Below are 21285 nucleotides of genomic sequence, written 5' to 3'. Positions count from 1 at the left end.
TTCTCCCTTAGCTCAGCATGAACTGCCGCTTTTACTTTAGCCTCCTTCACTTTGTTCACATCCTATTTCTATAAATTTTAAACACCGAATTATAATGTACCAATCGGTACGTTATAATTCTCAGTAAATATAACTCCTAAAAATGGGCAATGTCAACAAATTAATCTTAATCCGCAAAATAAAACAGCCTTAATTTGACAATGAAAACGAGTAATTATAAAATAATATCATACTAATTGGTACGTAAATGAAGGCTGAATCTGTTGCATATAATCAGAAGCATTGAGCCGTTCAGAAGAAAACAAAAGTAACGTGAGGGATTGACTATGGGACGAATCCGCGAATTTGACGAAGAGAAAGTATTAGAAGCAGCTATGCAACTATTTTGGGAGAAGGGATATGAGGCTACCTCATTAAGCGATTTAACGTCGAGAATGGGTATTCAACGTCCCAGTCTATACTCAGCTTTTGGAGGCAAAAAGGAATTGTTCGAAGCCGCGCTGCGCAAATACACGAAGACCCGTGCTTCTCATATCCGGGCTCAGCTTCAAAGCAATCCATCGGTAAAAGAAGCATTTCGCGCTTTTTTTGAAAGCGTGGTTGATGATGAATATGCTGAAGGCCCTAGAAAAGGATGCTTTTGCATCAATACAATGGTCGAACTTGCACCTCATGATGAGAAATTTGAAATTCTTACAAGGGAACATCAGATGTACCTGTCGGTGATATTTCAAGAAACCATAGAACGGGGTATAGAATCGGGTGAGCTCATGATTGGGGAAAATGCGAAGGCTGTGTCACAGGCCCTGCTCCTATCGTTAATTGGGCTAACGGTCATGCTGAAGTCCCGACCGGAGCGATCATTTATTGATCATTCGATTGAGATGACACTTACACTGCTCAAGTAATGAACCCGGGACTCATTAAGGAGGTACGGCTTTGAACAAGACAGACCGTTTGCTAGCCATCGTTCTTGAGCTTCAGCGAAAAAAACTTGTGAGGGCTGAGGATTTGGCCGACACTTTTGAGACGAGCATCAGGACCATTTACCGGGATATACAAGCGCTCTGCGAGGCGGGAGTACCTGTGATCGGTGCCCCGGGACAAGGGTATTCGTTGATGGAGGGGTACTTCTTGCCTCCAGTCCGCTTTACGGCGGAAGAAGCCGTAACGCTGCTGCTAGGAACGGATTTCATAGAACAGAGATTTGATAAAGACTATGGCCTAAGAGCGTTGTCTTCCCGCAACAAAATTGAGGCCGTTCTCCCGGAAAATGTCCGCCATGAAGCAGCGAGAATACGCCAAACCATGCGGCTGATCTTACCTGATAAAGATACCGTATCAGGAAAAGAGAAGGATTACATGAAAGCGATCCGGCATGCCATCCTGCAAAGGCGAAAGTTGAAATTTGATTATCTGAAAAACATTCCCGACAGCAGCGGCAGCAGGCACAGCCAAAGAACCGCAGCCCCATACGGTTTGGTATTTGTTCAAAGCTCATGGGCATTAATCGCATGGTGCGAACTCCGGCAGGACATTCGCCACTTCCGGGTTTCCCGCATGACGGACCTTTCGGTGTTGGAAGAAAACTACGAGATACTGCCTGATTTCAAATTGGAGAATTATAGGCCCATAGATGACCGTCGCCTGACCGTTCGGATTCTTGTCCATCCTGATATGGCGGACAGGGTCATGGAATCGAATAACTTTTATATGGAGGCCGCAGAGGAACGCGAAGATGGTCTGCATATGGTTCTTCGCGTACGCCGAACAGAGGAATTGCTGCATTGGGTGCTCGGTTGGGGATCGGGCATCGTTGTACTTGAGCCTGAATCCTTCCGTAACCAAATCCGAAATGAAGCGGAAAATATGTTAAAACGCTACTGACATAACGTTGTCAGTAGCGTTTTTGTATGATGCGTTTAAACCATATTAAAGGAGTTGTTGAAACGAGATGGATGCAGCTGAAGCTTTACAACGATTTGAAGGAACGGTGACTCACTATCTGCATGAATTAGATGGTTTCAGCATAGAGCAGTTGAGGTTTCAGAAGGCGGAAAGCGAGTGGTCGATCGGGCAGATGTACCAGCATTTGATTCAATCCGCGCTGCATATGCAGCTCCGCAATATTGAGCAATGTCTGGCGCAAAGCAACGACTCTGCAACCACCATAACGGCAAAGACCAAAGAGGGCACAGCCGTATTTGAACAAGGGAGTTTTCCCCCTATACGCATTCATGTTCCGCCATCTCCTCAATATACGCCGGAACAGCCCGAAACCAAAGAGGAGTTGATCCAAGGACTAGCCTTGGTAATCCGGCGAATGAACGAAGTTCAACCATCTCTTGAAGAAGCATCTGCCCAAAGTACGGTCCCTCATCCAAGACTCGGGGCCCTTAATGCAAAGGAATGGTTTTTGCTCGTTGAAATGCATTACCGTCATCACTTGAGGCAGCTGAAGCGTTTGAAACAGCTTTTGGGAGAGGAGCTTTGAGTATAGAAGCTTACGCAGAAATGGATATTACGGGAGAACAGACCCGTTACTGGATTGGCGTCTACTTTCAAGGAGCTTTAATGAAAAGGAGAACTGGGAAATGGAGCAATTTTCATCCAAGTCATGCTAAGATGGTAGAAATATAAAAAGAAAGGTGAGAAATACGATGGGATCATGGGGAACAGCATCGCTGGAAAGCGACGAGGGGCTTGATGTTCTTGATGCGTTAAGCGAATATGCAATGGACCGCAAGTCCGTCAAGTTGAAGGATCTGATAACTCATTTCAGAGCGTTGGGTTTGCTCTCGGAAGATCCGGAAGAGGAGGATTTCCTTTATGATAATACGGCCATTGCTCTCGCTGAAATTGTATGCGCCTATATCGAAAACGGCAAAACCCAGTACGAGAAATTGAGTGGTCTGAAGGAGATTGTCTGGGAAAAAGAGGATCTGCTCGAGTTGAAGCAATTGGTACAGCAGGTGCTGGATAATAAAGGCGGAGAACGCGAGCTATATAAATTGAGGGACGGAGATTCGGACTGGATGAAACATATGGAAAATGTAGTTCGTATTTTGTCGAAGCGGCTATAAATGCTGGAATAATAAAACGCCGGGATGCCACCGCTACAACGGCCCTACCTTGGTATTGTATGCCCTGCCTATGAAAAAAACAAAAGATCTCACATATTAGGCATATCTAATATGTGAGATCTTTTTAGATAGCCGCATGATACAAACCGAACTCCTGAAGATATTCGTGCCCTTTCGCGGCCAGCAACCAGGGAAGAACGATCTCGCGATTAGCGCTGGCAAAAATAAATGCCTCTGTTTCTTTTACCCTAGCTTCCTGACCTGTTGTTGCGTACATGAAAAGTTACCTTTGTCCCTTTACCTAACAAACTTTTGATATGAAGTCCTGTTCCAAAATGCCGTTTTAATCGCTGATCCGTATTGATCAATCCGACTCCTGACCGGCTATCGGTTTTCCTTTCTAATATTCGTTGCAATTGGACTTCGTCCATTCCGACCCCGTCGTCTTCAACCGTTATCTCTGCATGCGTTTTAAAGACGGAAACCCGAATAAAAATGTTTCCCCCGCGGGTGCGCTTCATAACGCCATGCCTTATCGCATTCTCGACTAAAGGCTGGATCGAAAGAAATGGGATTTTTAATTCCTCGTAGTCGTCTACCTCCCAAACAACCTGCAGCCTTTCTTCAAACCGAACCTTTTCAATATATAGATAAGATCGCACTAGACTTAACTCCTCTTCGATCGGAACAAGTCCATCCGTATTTTGGAATTTAAATTTATTCCTCAAAAAGTTGCTGAGCTCATCAAGCAAATTGCGCATCTTATCCAAATTAATGTCGCTTAAAGCCGTTACCGCATTTAATGCATTGAATAAAAAATGAGGCTGGATTTGCGCTTGCAGCCATGCAGCTTCCAATTGCAATTGTTCCCGAACGATTTGTTTAATCGTCGTTAGCGCCTCGATCCGCGATCTTATTTCTAGTGCTTCCACCGGCTTTGTCACATAATCGTTTGCTCCCGCCAAAAAGCCGCTTTGGATGTCTTTCGGTTGGCTTCTTGCGGTAAGGAGCAAAACAGGGAGCTCCGTGAGCGTAAACCGCTCACGAATCCTTCGCGTCAGCTCATAACCCGACATCTGCGGCATCATAACGTCGGAGATAATCAGATCCCATTCCTTTGTATCCAGTTTAGCCAACGCTTCCTTACCGCTCGTTACCATCGTGATGTCATATTCGTCTGGCGGTAGTATGGCTTCAAGCACTTGAAGGTTGACAGGATCATCATCAACGATTAATAGGAGCGGACGATCACGAATATTTTCAATAAAAGTGGTTTGATTTGCAGCCGGCGGGATTTCCTCGTTTTCCAAACCGATGGCGACTTCTTGAAACGGCATGGATTGCAAAACCAACGGTTCGAATGAGTCGGAAACATCCTTCTCTTCCTCCGCTTCCAAACCTGCTAGCTTTAGCGAAAATGTGAATTTAGAGCCTTCTCCCAAAACAGAAGATACGTCTAACGTACCTCCATGAAGCTCAACCAGTTGCTTGCTTATGCTTAAACCTAACCCAAAGCCGCCTTCAATCATGGTCTCGCTCGCGCTGGCTTGCTCATACGGACGGAACAGGCGCTTAAGCAAGTCCTCATCCATTCCGATCCCGGTGTCGGCAATTACAATACAAGCTCTTTCATCCTTTGCATAAGCTTGAATCGAAATGACCCCTTCATTCGTGTACTTCACGGCATTATGCAGCAAATTGAACACGATCTGGACAACCCGGTTCTCATCGGCCATGACTGGAGGAAACTCCCTGGGAATTTGATTGACGATTTTTACAGACTTCACTTCTGCGTTAAATTGCAGCATGTCGAGCACGCCGGTCACGATGGGCTGAATCCATATGGCCTTTTTCCGTAGACGCGGATTGCCTTCCCGTAAACTCATCACATCAATCAAATCGTTTAATATGAATGTCAGCCGACGTCCTACGGATAAAACCGTCTCAAGCTCTTGGATGCTCCTTTCCTGCAACAAATGCCGTTCCCTTTTTAAAACGGATTGCGACATGTTAAGCATGCTATGGAGCGGATTTTTAAATTCATGGGAAGTGTTTGCCAAGAATTGATCCTTATGGTCATTCATTCTTTGCAATGTTGCGGCAAGCTCCTTGGTGTTGGCATGCATGTTAAAATAATCCTTGAACCATACAGAAGCTAAACACCCCATCGAAATAATCAGATCAAACGGGTAGTGGACAACGCTCAAACCGCTTTCCCGCCAGATTAACGACCAAAGAAAATGGTGAACCAACGCAAGGATGGAAAAAAGCAGTAAAAGGTGGCTTTTTATATCCTTGATTACTTTTTTAAAGATGGCAATCATCGTGACCACTGCCGCAATGCAGCCCAATAGAAAATAAACCGGGAAGAGCGCGATCACCTGATTGGGAGCTAAAAACATCGTAATGCCGGCAGTCCCTAAATTCATTGCAGCATAAACAGGATACAACTTGCTCCAAAAAGGGAGATCACGATGATTCGTACACTCCAACAAAGCATAGGCTCCAATCATGAAAGCAGCATTGGATAGCCGAAAATCCCAATCCAGGCCGATGTAAAATAATTGGTGGAACAACTTTTCATCACTGCTTAATAGACTTGGAAGCGTTACGCATAGTGTCAGCAAAGAAAAATAGAGCAGCTTCTTTTCCCGATTTCCCAGTAAAAACAAAATAAACGCATAGACGGAATGCATAAAAAATATAATGGCCCCCAGAAGCTGCATGGAAACGGAAAATTTCATTTCCTTTGCAACGGCTTCTTCTGAGCCGAATTTAATGGACCGAATAATGCCGCTGCTTCGGCTATCCTCATAATTTGCCGCCTGAATCACCAGTTCGATGACGCCGTTTTCGTCTGCCGTAAAGGTCGTTGAATAAGGCAGGTTTTTTGCAATATATCCATCCTTCGTTTTTGCCACCCGCCCGGATTTTGCAAGCAATCGGCCATTTATATATAATTCGGATGAAGTGCGCACGCTGGGTACACGAATACTATAATTAAGATCCTTTTCCGGATTTACATAGATACGCAAGCGATATGAAGCAAATCCATACGGAGTTGGTTTTTCAGCATGAAAAGCTTCATTCCATCCTCCCGGAACCTGAATAAGCCTCGGCTCATTCTCGCCTGATACTTGTTGCCGTCTCCCCTCCGTCAACCATAACGAAGGGTAAAACTCCCATTCCCCATCAAGCAAGAGAACGTCACCATCTTCTGCATTCCAAGCACGCAAATCGAATTGCCCATTTTGAATGGACGCCTGTTTTTGATCAGAAAACGACTCCGTCCACAACATGCGTATACCGGATAAAACAACCAATAGGAGCCCTAGTAATAATATAATATGGATCTTTTTCATTTGGTAATTTGGGGGAGCATTTGCCAAGAAGTAGTCTCTCCTAATCATTTTTAATATTACACATGTGAGTATTTCGTAATTAGCCCTTACACGCTATGACATTCAAGTAAGTCCTATTCCATAATCTACCACAGCCAACATGAAAGGGAAACGGATGATAGAGGTGTCCTTGTGTCTATTATACGGCCCTACCTTCTTAGCAGACTTTAATATTCGAATTTTCCTAATGGCCGAAAACCTTATAGTCCAAGATATTAAAATTGGTATAATAAAATGATCATTCAGATGAAACAGCGCCTTCAGCTAGCTTATTCTGTAGAAAACATGCGTCAATGGGGGGATTGTAGAGGATATGGTTGAGAAAAAAGTCACCTGGTTAGAGCTTTTTTATGATCTTCTTTTTGTCGCGGCCGTCTCAAAAGCTACTCATGTCTTATTACATGCAGACCATGGGGTCATTCCCATTGAATATTTAGTTAAATTTGTTTTAATCTTTATCCCGATTTGGTGGGGATGGGTAGGACAAACGCTCTTTGTAAACAGATTCGGTCAAGATATCTTTATACATAGAATATTAATCATCCTTCAACTCTTTTTTGTTTTAATCATGACAGCGAGCTTATCCCCTGATTTCGATCAATACTATATTCCCTTCTTTGTAGGATATATAGGTTCGAGAGCGCTGACCGCCATTCAATATCTTTTGGTGCATAAATCCAAAGCCGCTCACCAACAATCGACAGCTTCTTATCTGGGAACCCACTTTTTGATCGGGATATTGATATCAGCTTGTTCGCTTTTCTTTGACTCATGGATCCGGTACGTCATTTTATATATGGGAATTGCTGTAGATGTTATACTCCCCGTCATCGGGCGAAGACACCTGGTAAAAACACCAATCCATACCCCTCACTTATTTGAACGTTTTGCCTTATTTACGCTCATTCTTTTAGGAGAATCCGTCATCAGCATTCTGGCCGTGCTGCAGTTCAGCAACTGGGATCTGCCATCGATTTTGTTTGTCGCATTTACAAGTCTGTTAGTCATTGCCGTATGGTGGCAGTACTTCGATAATATTGAAACCAAAGTTAGCAAGGAAATACAAACCGCTGGCCAAACGATTATTTATGGACACTTATTCATCTACTTATCCATGAGCATGATCGCTGCTTCAATCCAGTTGTTATATCAGGACAAGCTAAATTATCCATTCATGTTGACTTTTGTATTTGGGTCCGTACTTCTTTATTTTTTTTCGACCTCTTTGGTGTTTCACCTGTACAGACACAAGCATTTACGGTTAAAGCCCTATCATTTGGCGGTTTTATTGGGATTATTGGGTTGCTTTATAACGTTTGACTTGATTTATCATGTACCTAATTATGCGATCGTCGGAGAGATCATGGTGTTCTTTATCGCGTATGCGAAACTAACAACTTGATTTTGTGAAACACCCGGAATTCTTAAGGATTTCGATAAACCATCCCGGAATGTTAAATTCTCGGGATGGTTTTGTTTTTACAACAGAGGTCAAACTCCGTGCGCGTTGCAGCACAGCCAGGCATCTCCCGACTGGTAAGACATCATTTTAAAGAAACCTGCTCATAGAAACTGCTTTTTTTCCGTGCCAAAATAAAGCAAGGCAATGATGGGGAAAGCTATTCCAATCCATAACGCTGCACTCCATCCCCCCGTAGCGTATATCCACCCCCCAATTGCGGATCCGATGGCACCGCCAAAAAAGAAAATAGCCATGAACAGCCCATTCAGACGACTTCGAATTTCCGGACTCAGCGAAAAGAGCGCGCGTTGTCCAAGCACAAGATTTGCGGATACGCCGGCATCCAATAATATGGCTGAAACGACGAGAACGGCTACTCCAATGGATGAGCCCGTACGGATCATAAGCGGCAACAACATAGAAATGACGACCGTAGCGAGTGCGATCCCTGTTGCGGGTTTAGTCCAGCCGCGGTCGGCCAACCGTCCAGCCACAGGGGCAGCTATTGCACCCGCGACTCCGGCAAGCGCGAACAACGCAATGGCTTTCTGGGAAAAATGAAAGAGCGGGCTGGATAACAGTAACGGTGCTGTTGTCCAAAATAAGCTGAACGTCGCAAACACGCATGCATGATATGCAGCCCGACGGCGTAAGATCGGAGTTGTTCGCAGCAAGTGCCACATCGAACCGAGCAGGGCTGCATAGGATGTGTCTGACGAGGGCCTTCTTGTAGGCAACACCTTCGACAGTACGATTGCCAAAACAAAAACAGCCGTGGCAGACACAACGAATACGGCATGCCAGCCAAAGAAGTCGGCTACCAGGCTCGACAAAGGACGCGAGAGCATGATGCCAAGCAGTAAACCACTCATGACATTGCCGACAACGCGACCGCGTGAAGATTCGGATGCAAGGTATGACGCAAAAGGGACGAGTACTTGCGCAGCGACCGACCCTAAACCGATGACAAATGAAGCGGCTAAGAACGGAACAGCTTGTTTCGATAATGCGGTGATTGCAAGGGCAACCGCTGTGAGAAGCAAAGATACGACTATCAGCCTTCGATTTTCAACGATATCTCCCATAGGTACGATAAATAACAAGCCGATTACGTAACCAATCTGCGTTAACGTCACGATAAAGCCAGAACTGTTTGCGGACAACCCGATGGAAGAACTGATGACCCCGACCAAGGGCTGCGCATAGTAAAGATTAGCTACAATGATGCCGCATGCGGCAGCCAGAAGTATGGTTAACCATGTCGGGATATTTTTCTCGATGGTTTGTTTTCTTAAAGCAGTCATTTTAGGCAACTCCTTATATAGAAATATATTGTTCTACTACGGTCAGTACCTTCATTGCTTCAATGCAATTACAATTCCATGCGGATTTCTTCTCATGGTAGCTCCTCCCTTTCGGCATATTTAAATACTGAACGTGTAGTTTATAAATTAATAACAAAATAATATACTGAACGTTTAGTTTTGTAAATAGGCGATCTCACTTTATTTTTTGTTCATAATGGGTATACTGAACGTATAGTTTATTTTTGTCCGTTAAGATATGTATGACGAAAGAGGAGGATGACGATGAACGGCAAAAGAGGCAGGCCGCGTAATGTGGAAGCGCAAAAGTCTATCCTTTCCGCATCTTATGAGTTATTGTTGGAAAATGGCTTTCAAGCCGTCACCGTTGATAAAATTGCCGAGCGTGCTCAAGTTAGCAAAGCCACCATTTATAAATGGTGGCCTAACAAGGCTGCCGTGGTCATGGATGGGTTCCTGCATGCCGCCACGGCCAGATTGCCCGTGCCTGATACGGGTTCGGCATTTAATGATATTTTAATTCACGCCACGAATTTAACCGGTTTTTTGATAAGTCGCGAGGGGACCATCATTACGGAGTTATTAGGAGAAGGGCAGTTTGATTCGGGATTGGCGGAGGCCTATCGAACCCGATTTTTCCGTCCCCGCCGACTTGAGGCAAGGAGTCTTTTGGAGAAAGGGGTTCAACGCGGGGAATTGAAAAAAAATCTCGACATTGGCATATGCATTGATCTCATTTACGGGCCGATCTTTTATCGCTTGCTTGTGACAGGCGAAACGTTGGACGAACCCTATGTGCAACATTTGGTGATAAACGCATTTGAAGGAATCCGTTCTACCTGAGTCGCATTTGTCGAAATGCGGACTTTCTGGTCGGAAACTTCACACCTTGTTCAACATGACCCTTACTGGCGGCTTGCTTCCGGTCCTCAAAATACCCACGTTCCAGCAGCAAACGCCACAAAAGCAATTTTCGCTTCTTCAAGCCCACCGCTCGTCAATCTATGTACTAGAGGAATGCCCGGCTATATGTCGTATATCTCTAAGGAAGGGATAAAGAGATCATCCGGCCAATACGTTATTACGAGTTGAATCCTATAGGAACCGAGGATATGACTGATGAAACTTCAATCACTATACAATGAATATCTAAATATAAAATTCAACAGGGAATTGCCGTCCGTTCAAGCGGACGGGTTTGAATACTGCTTTTGCGAAGACGACAGCACAGAATTATTCTTTGTCGATCGTAAGAATGAGTCGTTTGTTGAGTGGGCGTATGAATTGCAACCGAGAGATCCCAATTACACCGTGAATCCGGACTGGAAGCCTGTGCTCTCGGCTTTTTTTAAACAGCTGGATGTATATGATGAACTGATACTATATTATCTGTTGTTTACGATCAACGCGACGACGTCCATTGCTAAGAAGAATCCGTTCAACGCCATGAATGATTTTATGAAGAACTATTGTTTTTTTCAATTAGCTCAATTGACTGATGCTGCCGGATTGAACGATGAACAAAGACATCAATTAAGAGACTTTTTCTTCTTTTTCTACCTTTATGCTCACCCGGTTAATGAGGAGACCCTCTATTCCTTTTCATTCAGCGGGCAGGATTTGATTCATACGAAAACCAATATCAATATCGAGCATTATTTTTCTTTATATCACGATTACTACAGCGAGAATCTCGACAAGCATAGAGACAAATTGTTCATAGCCCCGCATGAAATCAATGCCTGCAAAAATCTCACGTTGGAGCTGTTAAAGTCCATAGAGGGTAAATCGGCCAAGCTGGCCATGCCTCCGGAAGAAGGATTAGAGGCTGTATTGCGGCTGATCAATAACGTTGATGATTTGATACAGATTTACTCCGAAAATAAAACAACGTTATTCGGGACCATGAGAGACTTTCTCTCCGACAATCGCTCTAACGCCTATCGCGATCATTGTTTCAGTACGCTGCTTCAAAATTATGTCTGTTATATCCTGTACTTTAAGTTTGATGAAATTCATGATTTGGTGGAGTACTTTAAAGGAACTCCGTTATGGTGCGAAAAGATCATCAATAAAATCTTTACGGATACCATTTTTATTCAGAAGCTTATGAGGCAAAACCATATAGACATTGCCGAATATAAGAATGTCATCGAGTTCTTCAACGAGGAGGCCCGAAGGATTTACCTCTAGTCAAAAGCAGTCGGGTGATTAGCAGATCAAGCTATGCGCTCATCCTCATATTCTTGTGACCGAAAAATGAAGGAACTAGCTTAAATAAAACTGTTTCGCCGTGCTTATGATACTGTTCTCCGCTCTGTCTGTAACGGCAAGTTTGATAAAAAAGAGAGAGATACCCTTTAGGAGTACCTCTACAACAAATTCGTAAACTCGTGTTATTTACTCAACTTTGATCGGATTGGAAGCAACAAATCCAATTGCAAACATTTATCCATATCTTCATTGCTTAGATGATATTGATTGATATAGTTTAAATGTTCTTCCATAGAACCATTCATGCAATCAGGGTCACCCCAGTTTGGTTCGTACTCATTGCTGTTATTTACCCATTCGGCAAGCCAACCCCATTCCTCGAAATTTCCCATGGGTATCATATGGGCAGCATATAAACCTCCAGAAAATTTCTTTTTAGCAAATGGTTCATGTACTTCCATATCATCCGGAATGGTGATCCACCTTTCATACCCATGGTCAGATCCGTCAGGTTTAACTCCATTCGGATGGTTAAAGCCATAATGACGCAGATCCGGCTTTTTACCGGCAAGATTGGTCTGAATCATAAATTGTTGAAGCTTTACTCCTGTGTCGTATTCCGCTGTCCCACCTACCAAGTGTATGGAGGCTACCGATGTAGGGGGTAAATATACAATTCTTACATCTTTGAGTTTGGATAAATGATTGTCGGCCGTATTCAAATCATTCAAGGTTATTTCCTCCTTAAGATTTGTTTTTGCTGCTGGAAGGGTATCCATGATTTGCAGAATCGTTTCATCAGCTAAAAATCCTAGGCTCATCTCCACTTCAGCATTTTCTTTTAGAAAGGTTGCGAATTGTTCAATGACCGCCTTTACAGCAGCCAATGCCGTTATTTCATTGGTTAGGTCTTTGATCTTCTCTTGAAAAACGGCTATTGCTACCCTAGACTCCTCGCCTTGCAAGATTTTCTGAATTTCTTTTAATGGAATTCTCAGCTTCCGTAATATCAATATTTGTTCCAACCGTTTCAACGAATATGGATCATAAGCGCGATAAGCATACCCCTCCTTCTTTACGCTCTGTAGCAGCCCGATTTGCTCATAATATCTAAGCGTTCTTGTGGAGATTTGATAGTTTTTTGTAACCTCGCTAATAGTCTGGAGCTCCATAGTTCCTCCTTTTTACCAGCCTAAAGTGCGACACGGCGTCAAAGTCAACCGATATGGAAACGGATTTTACTTTGAATGGAATTCTCGGACTCCGCAATCGCAGCAAGAAAACCGACACCCGCCCTCGAATAAAGGGCGCGATGTCGGCTTTCAACTTAACGGCCAAATTCCTTATTTAATATTTTATTATGGGCCTCCGTGGCTTCCGGTGCTACCGAGTTGATAGCCGTTACCAAAATATGCTTCCCGCCTTTGGGTCCGAAGGCTCTCGTTTCAAATCCGAAAGTACCGCCGGCATGCCCCCAATAGGATTGCCCGTCCGGAGTTTTTCCTTCAAAAATCCCTAGTCCGACTTTGCCCATAGGTGAATCTACCGTTGTGAACATCTGGTCCATCATCTCTTGATTTAGCAGCTTTCCGCCCAACAACGCACTGAAGAAGGTGGTCAAATCTTTGACGCTTGAAACCATATCTCCGGCTGCGTTTGCCCATGATTGATTCATCTCAGTCATATCATACAAATGACCCGTTCTGTCCATATTATATCCTGTGGCATGCTTACCCGGAATATGGGAACTATTCTCCATGACGAATGTCTCCGTCAGCCCGAGGGGTTCGATGAATCGTTTCCTGATCTGTTCCGCATACGTATCCCCGGTTACCTTTTGAATAATTTGACCGGCTAGTACTGTATTGATGTTGGAATAGCTCCAGCCCTCCCCTGGCGCAAATACAGGCGGTTTTGCAAGTGCCAAGGTGATAAGCTCATCGACGGAATAGTAACGGAATGGATTTTGGGGCAAGGTAATATCCCGCATATCCAGATCCGTATAGCTAGCAAGCCCGCTTGTATGGTTCAATAACTGACGAAATTTAATTTTGTTGCCGTCATACCCGTTACCCTTTATGACCCCCGGCAGCCACTTTTCGACCGAATCATCCAGGCTCAATTGTTTCTCCTCGGCCAACTGCAATACAACGGCAGCGGTGAACGTCTTCGTGATGCTTCCGATACGGAATGAAAAATCCGGCTCCACCGGGCGCGGTACTTCGTAGCTGGCTGTACCTGTAGCGTAGGACCAGCGTTCCCCATCCTGCAGTCCGCCAGCCACGACACTTGGGACTCTTTTGCTCGTTATCACCTCATCCATGACGCGTTTGACTTCTTCCCGATGCTTGCTATTCTTTTCCTTTTCCGTGAGCTCTTTTTGGGGTTCTCTTGCGAATTCCGACGCTAAAATATCATTAATATGTTTATCCGCATCGCCCAGTACATTGATATTTATCGAAATGGCATGTTGACCGCCTTCCGTTCCGCCTGCAAAGTTGGTAAATCCGGGAATGCCGCCGCCATGTCCCCATACCATTGTCCCGTCCGGCAGCTTGGTTTGGTGTATGCCAAGTCCATACTTTCCAAATGGAGAGTCGGCTGTACTGGTCAGCATTTCCTTCAGCATCTCCGGTGTCAACAGCTTGCCGCCCAATAAGGCGCGGAAAAACGTGGTCATATCTTCCCCAGTCGAGATCATTTCCCCGGCGGCATTAGTAAACGATGGGTTCAGCGTGGTAATATCCACTAATTTATCTCCAGTGTTCAGGTAGCCGCGAGCATTTTTTTTCGGAATATCCGCCGAGCTGCCGGGGAGGAACGTTTCTTTAAGCTGAAGCAGTTCAATAATTCTTTTCTTGATCTGCCCGGTATACGTTTCCCCGGTGACCTTCTGGATAATGAGCCCCATAATAACCGTATTCGCGTTTGAATATGACCAGCCCGTTATGGGCTTTTGCTCCAAGGCTTGGTCAATTAACTGTTCGGCTGTATAATTTGCGCTTGGATTTGCGAGTAATTTTGCCCTAAGCTCTGGAGTCAAATAATCTGGAATTCCGCTTGTATGATTCAACAATTGACGAATCTTAATCTTATTGCCGTCGTATCCATTGCCCTGCACGAGCCCCGGCAGCCATTTCTCCACCGTATCATCGAGGCTTAGCTTTTTCTCGCCGGCAAGCTGCAAGGCAACCGTAGCGACAAACGTCTTCGTTGTACTTCCGATCCGGAAAGCGGAGTCGGCGTCTACCTTATGGTTCCTTTCGATATTCGCTTCACCGGAGGCATACGACCAGCTAGCATCTCCTTTCTTTACGACAACAATGACGCCCGGAATATTGTCGGCATTGGCAACTTTATCGATAGCTTGTTGGGTTGGCGTCTTAACTGCCGCACGAGCAGTTCCATAAGCGGGGAATACCAGTGTACCCGCCAATATGGCTGTTAAAGTAAGCGCAGCTCCTTTTTGAGTGGTGAATGATTTCATAACGCATCGCTCCTATTATTTTGGAATGTTGTGTTGCTTCACTCCTTCACCCTACCCCCGAAATTGTTAAATCGGACAGTGATGAAACCGCTAAGCTTTGGATGACATCGTACTTGGACCTGTCACATATACCGTATGACAAACTGTCAACCGTCTCATGTGACGTGCTTGGCTACTACAGCCAAGTTCTAAACCGTCCCCCCCTCTTTCGCTTGACGAATCGGAAAGTTATGGTGCATGATAGGTCTGAATTATCCGGAAATTGATTTGCAAAAATATATAAGCAGGTGTGCATAATCCGTGTTTTCCATAATAAAGAAATGGTTCTGGTATGATTGGATACTTGTGACTATACGAACGCTTTGGCTGGTCATTGTCGCAAGCGCTGATTTTATCCATCCCTCATTGATCGATGCGCCGCTATGGATTGTACTTTCTCTTGCTTTCGTCGTTTACCTCGTTCCATTAATCGTCCGCCATAGGAAAGAAGACAGGTATCTTGCAGTCGAAGTCACGGCAGCGGGCTTTTTTCATCTTTATTTAGCCTACGCAGCGCCGGGATTGCTTTGGTCTTTCGTTTTACTCGTGATGGTTATCGGCTTGGCGAGCAGTCGAAGAACTTACATGTGGACAGGTATCCTCTGCGGAATCGTATTCCCGGCATTGAACGGTTGGATCGCGGATCGTCTTCCGTATGAGTTTATCGTTAGCTGCAGCCTTGGTTTTGCCATCGGCTTCGCGTTCAATATATTGATTCAGTCCCATAAGCAAGCCCAGATTATTCAAGAGCAGAAGCTGTTGCTGGAGCAGCATATTAAACGGATCGAGGAGCTTACGCTAATGGAGGAACGCAGCCGGCTATCACATGAGCTGCATGACACGATTGGCCATGCGCTTACCTCGCTCATCGTCGGCGTCGAATCGCTGCGATCGTCCGTGCCGGATCCGCAGATCGAGAGAATCGATTCGCTTGTCGGTATCGCCCAGCACAGTCTGGATGATATCCGAAAGCATCTGCACCAGCTCTCTCATACTACATTAAGCCGTTCGTTAAGCGAATCGCTGCGGCAATTAATCGAGGAGTTTATGAAGTCGACAGGTATAACAGTCCATTTCCGTGTAATTGGCAGTGAGACTCTTGTTATACAAAAGATAAATTTTTGTCTACACCGCTGCCTTCAAGAGTCTCTAACCAACGCGGTTCGGCACGGCCAGGCAAGCGTGATAACCGTTCAGCTGCATTTCGATAGTCAGCAGCTCCGGTTACAGATCGAGGATAACGGTATCGGAATGGAAGAAGTCCAATTCGGATTTGGGCTGGGTGGGATGAAGGAGCGGCTTAAACTATTTCACGGCACGCTGTCCGTTCATTCCGTGCCTGGACAAGGAACGTTCGTCATATGTAATATTCCGTTGCAGACAGAGCCTGTACATGACGCGATCCGCCTGTTGATCGTTGATGACCAGGCGATCATTACCGACAGCTTAAAACAAATTTTGGATCAGGATTCTGATTTTATCGTCGTTGGCAAGAGCAGGGACGGGCTTGAAGCATTGGAACACTGTGAGCGGTCCCAACCGGATATCGTGCTCATGGATGTTCGTATGCAGGGAATGGGCGGGCTTGAAGCTTTACTTGAAATGAAACAACGATGGCCTGATATGAAGGTTGTGCTCATGACGACGTTTGAGGATTCCTTGCAGGCAGCCACTGCATTGGAGCGCGGGGCGAAAGGCTATATGCTGAAGTCGATTCATCCGCGGGAGATGAAGGAAGCCTTGAAACTTATTTTTAGCGGAGGAACCTGGATCGACCAATCGGTCGCTGCGCAAGTTTTCGAAGAGATGAAGCGACAACGTGAGCAATTGGAGAAGATCAGCTCAAGTCAGGAAAACCACCCGTACGGGCTTACGAAACGCGAGATGGAGATTCTGGAGCATCTTTCGAGCGGACTGCGCTATAAGTCCATCGCCGCCAAGCTGTTTCTATCGGAGGGAACAATTCGCAATTACTGCTCGACTCTCTACTCCAAGCTCGGCGTCAACAACCGCGAGGAAGCAATAGAAATGGCGCGAACGGAGAATATCGTGTAGGCGCTGGAGAATCTTCCGATGGTACTCTCGATATAGATCATTTTGATATCATGCGCTAAAAACGGATATGACGTAGAACATTAAAGAAGCTGTCCTAAAAAGTAGACTTTCTACTTTCCGGACAGCTTTTTCCAATTGTGGTTGTGGCCCCTGGCTTTAATCCCACCAAAAATACCAAACCTTGTGCTTCATCAAATCATCTGCATAATGCCCGAGCGTAGGGCAGCCTTCCAACGCATAACTGCAAAAAATAAAATGCTCCTTGGCCAGCCTTAAGGCTTCTTCCTCGGTTTCAGGACATTTGCCGGCTTGAATGATCCATGTATCTTCCGACACGGCAAGCGGCGTTATATCGTACCGATCCTGCCAATGCTTAAAGATAAGCGATTGATATAGAGGCAGAGGACATTCATTAAATCCTCCCATCGGAATCCATAAAGGTGCTTCATACCCCGAACGGACAGGTAAATGAAGAATGATGATTTCGTCATTTTCTGATCTCTGCTCGATCCAATCAGAATTTATCGAAAAAGGCGCTGTTGCTGAATCGCAAATTTGCTCGTTCAGAAGGGAGCTATCTTCCCACAATAAAGCATAGGCTTTAAAAATCTCTTCGAAGTCTTTACCGTTCATGTCTTTCTGTTCCGGTGAAAGATCGGAGTAAGCCAACTCGGATTCCACTATTATCCGCCATGCGTCATCAACCTGCAAACCGCTTGCCTCCTCCAGCTGGTGGCGTACATAGGATGAAAGCGAACCGGCATCTTCTACCGCTTCCTCCATCATCTCCAAAATATTAAAGCTTGGAAGTATGAGAAGGCTTCGATGTTCTTCTTTTGCAATCGGTAAGGATAAACCTTCGACGGCTCTAATCTCGATTTCGCATTCGTTTAAATATTCGGCGAGCTCTTTTATCATATTTTCCGACCTCATTTTCCACAATAATCTTCACAACCAACCATAAATTGTCATTCCCACTATATCACGAAAAAGGCATTTATGCCGCTCCCTTTCGTTTCATACGACCGAAGGCTTCTCGCATATACCGATTGATTAAAACTCCAGAGCCCATTACCATTACTTATAAGCATACTTGTCGAGGAACATATCTATTAAAATAAGAAAAAGTACATGGACTGTAAGCCGCGTGAAACGGGAAGCCTTCCGAATGTTTTACGCGGCTATTTATAAATACGCACATTCCGTCCCATACTTAGGTCTATCAACTTGTGAGACGACTGACATCTAACCGACTCGTTCAGTAAGGGAGAGAACAGACGCATGGAAAAGGAATTTATATTGACCCAAAAGCTGTTGACCCTGCTCGATTCCGAATATCGATGGTTTACCCTGGCCGAGATTGAGGAGCAGATTGGCGTATCGGACAAAACGATCCGTAAAATTATCGACGAAACCAAGCAGGAGCTTCCTCCTTCGATTCATATTGAGATTTCCCGGGGAAAAGGCGTCATTCTCCATTATGAGAAACGGAATGTGGCGATTGGCGAAGTCATTTCCTCCATGTACAGGCAGAGAACCTTCTATCAACTGCTCGATTTGCTATTCGCCGAGGGGGGACACTACTCACTGGAAGAGCTGGCCGACAAGCTGTATATGAGCTCTTCCTCGCTGAAAAAGCTGATTATCCGGTTGAACAACCATGAATTGAAGCGATACCATTTGCGGATCGCGTATTCCATGCCCGAGGTCAAAGGCACTGAAATCAATATCCGTTATTTTTACTGGAAATTATATTACGATGCCTACGAATTTTCCGGTTGGCCATTCGTTAACATGGACCAAGCTCAGATCCATGAATACATTACGACGATCGAGTCGGAGAACGACATCGTGTATTTTCTCAATGCCAAGCGAAGCCTGTCCTTTCTGGCGGCGATCATGATCACCAGAGTGCTGCAGGGCAAATATGCGGACGTTCCCAAAGGGCACTATGACTGGGAGAGCAGCATGCTTCACCCGTCCGTTGCCGCCTTGGCCGGAGCGCTGGAGCAGCGGTACGCCATTCATTTGCCGCTGGACGAAATCCGGTTTCTTCAAACCATGTTCAATTTGGGCCAATACAACTATTATGATGACGCGAAAGTCAGCACGATGATATCGATGGAGAAAACAAATCTCGTGCAGATCCAAGAGGAAAAATATCAAATCGTCAATCATTTTCTCATGCTGGCGCTTGCCGCGTTCCCTGCCATTGATATGAACGACCGGTTCATCTGGGAAATCGGAGATTTCTTCGAGAAGCTCCGGCTGGAAAATGCGCTTCCCGATATGATAGCGATCTCGACAAGCAGCCTGACAGATTATGTCCAAAAAGAATGCCGTCCCATGTACCAAAGCGTAAAGAGCTGCATGCAGGAATGGGGACAGCGGTATCCCGGTATTCTGTATAACGACTATCATCTGACGAAGCTGACGCTATTGATCGGCTCCAGCTTGCGCTATAACAGCAAAAAGGCGTTTCTGCTGATCGGCGAGGAATTCTCCATCCGCCATTACGTGGCCAAGCTCATCAAGAATGAAATCGGCGACGAGCTGATCATCAATACCTCCATTATGGAGGGTCTTACCGATGAGATGATTCGGAAGCACGGCATCGATTTTGTGATCAGCACGTTTCCCGTTGAGCTGAATACGGTACCCGTGGTCATCATTTCAACGATACCGACCAAACGGGACCTGGAAAATATCCGCAAGGAATTAATGCAACCATGAGACCTCATGGTTGCATTTTTCCGTTAAGCTCCGTAACATTCTGGTCTTGGTTATCCCTCTGATTCTTACTATGATGAAGGCAGACAGTTAATAAAGCGCTTTCTCAAGAGGGAGGCCAGTAGGCAGGAGGAGCAAGATGAGTATACATTTGGGAGCAAAACAGGGAGACATCGCAGAACGCGTGCTGCTGCCCGGCGATCCGCTGCGGGCGAAGTTTGTAGCAGAGCACTTTTTGGAGGAGCTGTATTGTTACAACGAAGTGAGAGGCATGTATGGGTACACCGGCCTTTATAAAGGGGTCCCGGTTTCTGTCCAAGGCACAGGAATGGGCAACCCGACCATGAGTATTTATGCCACAGAGCTGATTCAGGATTACGGGGTCAAAAAGCTGATCCGCATCGGTACATGCGGCGCCATGCAAAAAAAGCTTCAAGTCCGCGACATCGTACTGGCCCAAGCCGTATCTTCTGACAGCAATCTGATGGAAAAAATATTTTATGGCTGCAATTACGCGCCGACGCCGATTACGGCATGTTAAGCAAAGCCCATCAACTGGCTCAGGAGAAGCAAGTCAATGTCTTTGTCGGCAATATTTATAATTCCGATGAATTCTATAGAGAAACTTTGGATCGCCTTCATAAATTTATGGATTTCGGCGTGCTCGCGGTCGAGATGGAAAGTGCCGCCCTGTACACGCTGGCTGCTAAATACGGCGTACGGGCCCTATCCATTTTAACAGTAGGCAGTCATCTGCTGAACAATGAACGCTCGTCCCATCAAGACAGCGAGAAGTCTTTCCACGACATGGTCGAGGTCGCGCTCCATACCATCTTGGCTGACGAATAGGGATTGCTGAAAACAAACTATGCTCTAGGGGGAATAATCAATGGGAATCAAACGCGGATTAAAATATGATTTTTCGTTGTTGGCCATTTTGTTGATCCCGATCGGTATCGCCATCAACTTTGTCGGTGCGCAAATTATACTGCTGCTCAAGCTGCCGATTTACCTGAACACCATCGGGACGATTCTGACGGCCATGATCGGCGGTCCTTGGGTCGGCATGGTTACGGGAGCGAGCACCAATCTCGTCGTGGGCATAACGAATCCGGTCTCGTTCGCATTTACGCCCGTACAAATGGCCGTCGGTCTGGTGGTCGGCCTGCTCTCCATGAGAGGCATGTATACGAAGCTGTGGAAAGTGGTCTTGTCTTCATTCGCCGTCGTACTGACCGTGCTGATCGTGGCCTCTCCGATCCAGGTGCTGATGTTCGGCGGAGCGACCGGCAACTCTTCGGATGCCGTGGTTGCTACATTCCTGGCCTCCGGTCAGCAGATCTGGACGGCGGTATTCTCAACCAAAATCCTGGTGGAAAGCGTCGACAAAATCATCAGCAACGTCATTGCCTTTGTCATCGTGATGAAGATGTCCCCGAGATACTTGTCCAAGCTGAACTACGGCGCGATTTTCATCAAAAAGAAATGA

15 protein-coding genes and 1 pseudogene are annotated in these 21285 nt (G+C 45.5%); 11 read left to right on the top strand and 5 right to left on the bottom strand.

The genetic code is table 11. The features are described 5' to 3' along the window. Window positions 1–326 precede the first annotated feature (326 nt). The 4 genes from XI25_RS14630 to XI25_RS14615 all read left to right on the top strand — a co-directional run bounded on the left by XI25_RS14630 (window position 327) and on the right by XI25_RS14615 (window position 3083). Complete coding sequence (locus XI25_RS14630) at window positions 327–908, top strand: TetR/AcrR family transcriptional regulator (protein WP_046679242.1); 582 nt, start codon at window positions 327–329, stop codon at window positions 906–908. Between the two features lie 31 nt (window positions 909–939). Further along, on the top strand, window positions 940–1887 hold the full coding sequence (locus XI25_RS14625; RefSeq protein WP_046679241.1) for a helix-turn-helix transcriptional regulator: 948 nt from the start codon (window positions 940–942) through the stop codon (window positions 1885–1887). Window positions 1888–1954: 67 nt separating this feature from the next. After that, window positions 1955–2494, top strand: coding sequence for a DinB family protein (locus XI25_RS14620; RefSeq protein WP_046679240.1), 540 nt, complete (start codon window positions 1955–1957; stop codon window positions 2492–2494). Between the two features lie 166 nt (window positions 2495–2660). Then, the gene (locus XI25_RS14615; RefSeq protein WP_046679239.1) at window positions 2661–3083 is read left to right on the top strand and encodes a DUF4259 domain-containing protein; all 423 of its coding nucleotides are present in this window, start codon (window positions 2661–2663) and stop codon (window positions 3081–3083) included. A gap of 248 nt (window positions 3084–3331) precedes the next feature. Here XI25_RS14615 and XI25_RS14610 read toward each other — a convergent pair whose 3' ends face one another. Beyond that, complete coding sequence (locus tag XI25_RS14610; RefSeq protein WP_200901434.1) at window positions 3332–6445, bottom strand: hybrid sensor histidine kinase/response regulator; 3114 nt, start codon at window positions 6443–6445, stop codon at window positions 3332–3334. A gap of 352 nt (window positions 6446–6797) precedes the next feature. Here XI25_RS14610 and XI25_RS14605 point away from each other — a divergent pair, with 352 nt between their 5' ends. Continuing rightward, window positions 6798–7886 (top strand): low temperature requirement protein A, encoded by a 1089-nt coding sequence (locus XI25_RS14605; protein WP_046679237.1) that lies wholly within the window; start codon window positions 6798–6800, stop codon window positions 7884–7886. A 161-nt stretch (window positions 7887–8047) separates the two neighbouring features. On the opposite strand, the gene XI25_RS14600 is transcribed toward XI25_RS14605, so the two are convergent. Further along, window positions 8048–9250, bottom strand: coding sequence for an MFS transporter (locus XI25_RS14600; protein ID WP_046679236.1), 1203 nt, complete (start codon window positions 9248–9250; stop codon window positions 8048–8050). A 285-nt stretch (window positions 9251–9535) separates the two neighbouring features. Between XI25_RS14600 and XI25_RS14595 the strand changes: the two genes are divergently transcribed. Then, entirely contained in the window at window positions 9536–10114 is a 579-nt protein-coding gene (locus XI25_RS14595; RefSeq protein ID WP_046679235.1) for a TetR/AcrR family transcriptional regulator, read from the top strand. A 276-nt stretch (window positions 10115–10390) separates the two neighbouring features. Then, a complete protein-coding gene (locus XI25_RS14590; RefSeq protein WP_046679234.1) occupies window positions 10391–11464 on the top strand; it encodes a hypothetical protein in 1074 nt (357 codons plus the stop codon). A gap of 203 nt (window positions 11465–11667) precedes the next feature. Here the strand turns inward: XI25_RS14590 and XI25_RS14585 are convergent, their stop codons facing one another. Both XI25_RS14585 and XI25_RS14580 read right to left on the bottom strand, forming a co-directional pair. Further along, a complete protein-coding gene (locus tag XI25_RS14585; RefSeq protein WP_046679233.1) occupies window positions 11668–12657 on the bottom strand; it encodes an effector binding domain-containing protein in 990 nt (329 codons plus the stop codon). Between the two features lie 155 nt (window positions 12658–12812). Then, window positions 12813–14972, bottom strand: coding sequence for a serine hydrolase domain-containing protein (locus XI25_RS14580; RefSeq protein ID WP_046679232.1), 2160 nt, complete (start codon window positions 14970–14972; stop codon window positions 12813–12815). Between the two features lie 300 nt (window positions 14973–15272). On the opposite strand from XI25_RS14580, the gene XI25_RS14575 reads away from it, so the two are divergent. Then, window positions 15273–17066, top strand: a complete 1794-nt coding sequence (locus XI25_RS14575) for a helix-turn-helix transcriptional regulator (protein WP_046679231.1) — start codon at window positions 15273–15275, stop codon at window positions 17064–17066. Between the two features lie 156 nt (window positions 17067–17222). Here the strand turns inward: XI25_RS14575 and XI25_RS14570 are convergent, their stop codons facing one another. Further along, entirely contained in the window at window positions 17223–17984 is a 762-nt protein-coding gene (locus XI25_RS14570) for a DUF4253 domain-containing protein (protein ID WP_046679230.1), read from the bottom strand. Window positions 17985–18347: 363 nt separating this feature from the next. On the opposite strand from XI25_RS14570, the gene XI25_RS14565 reads away from it, so the two are divergent. The 3 genes and pseudogenes from XI25_RS14565 to XI25_RS14555 all read left to right on the top strand — a co-directional run bounded on the left by XI25_RS14565 (window position 18348) and on the right by XI25_RS14555 (window position 21285). Continuing rightward, entirely contained in the window at window positions 18348–19799 is a 1452-nt protein-coding gene (locus tag XI25_RS14565) for a helix-turn-helix domain-containing protein (RefSeq protein WP_046679229.1), read from the top strand. A 136-nt stretch (window positions 19800–19935) separates the two neighbouring features. Next, window positions 19936–20645, top strand: a pseudogene (gene deoD, locus XI25_RS14560) (purine-nucleoside phosphorylase). Window positions 20646–20685: 40 nt separating this feature from the next. Continuing rightward, entirely contained in the window at window positions 20686–21285 is a 600-nt protein-coding gene (locus tag XI25_RS14555) for an ECF transporter S component (protein ID WP_082112371.1), read from the top strand.

Origin of the sequence: Paenibacillus sp. DMB20 (assembly GCF_000987955.1) — a bacterium.
GTDB lineage: Bacteria > Bacillota > Bacilli > Paenibacillales > Paenibacillaceae > Paenibacillus_AQ.
Note: the sequence above shows the minus strand (reverse complement) of the source record. Positions and strands in the feature narration are given on the sequence as shown.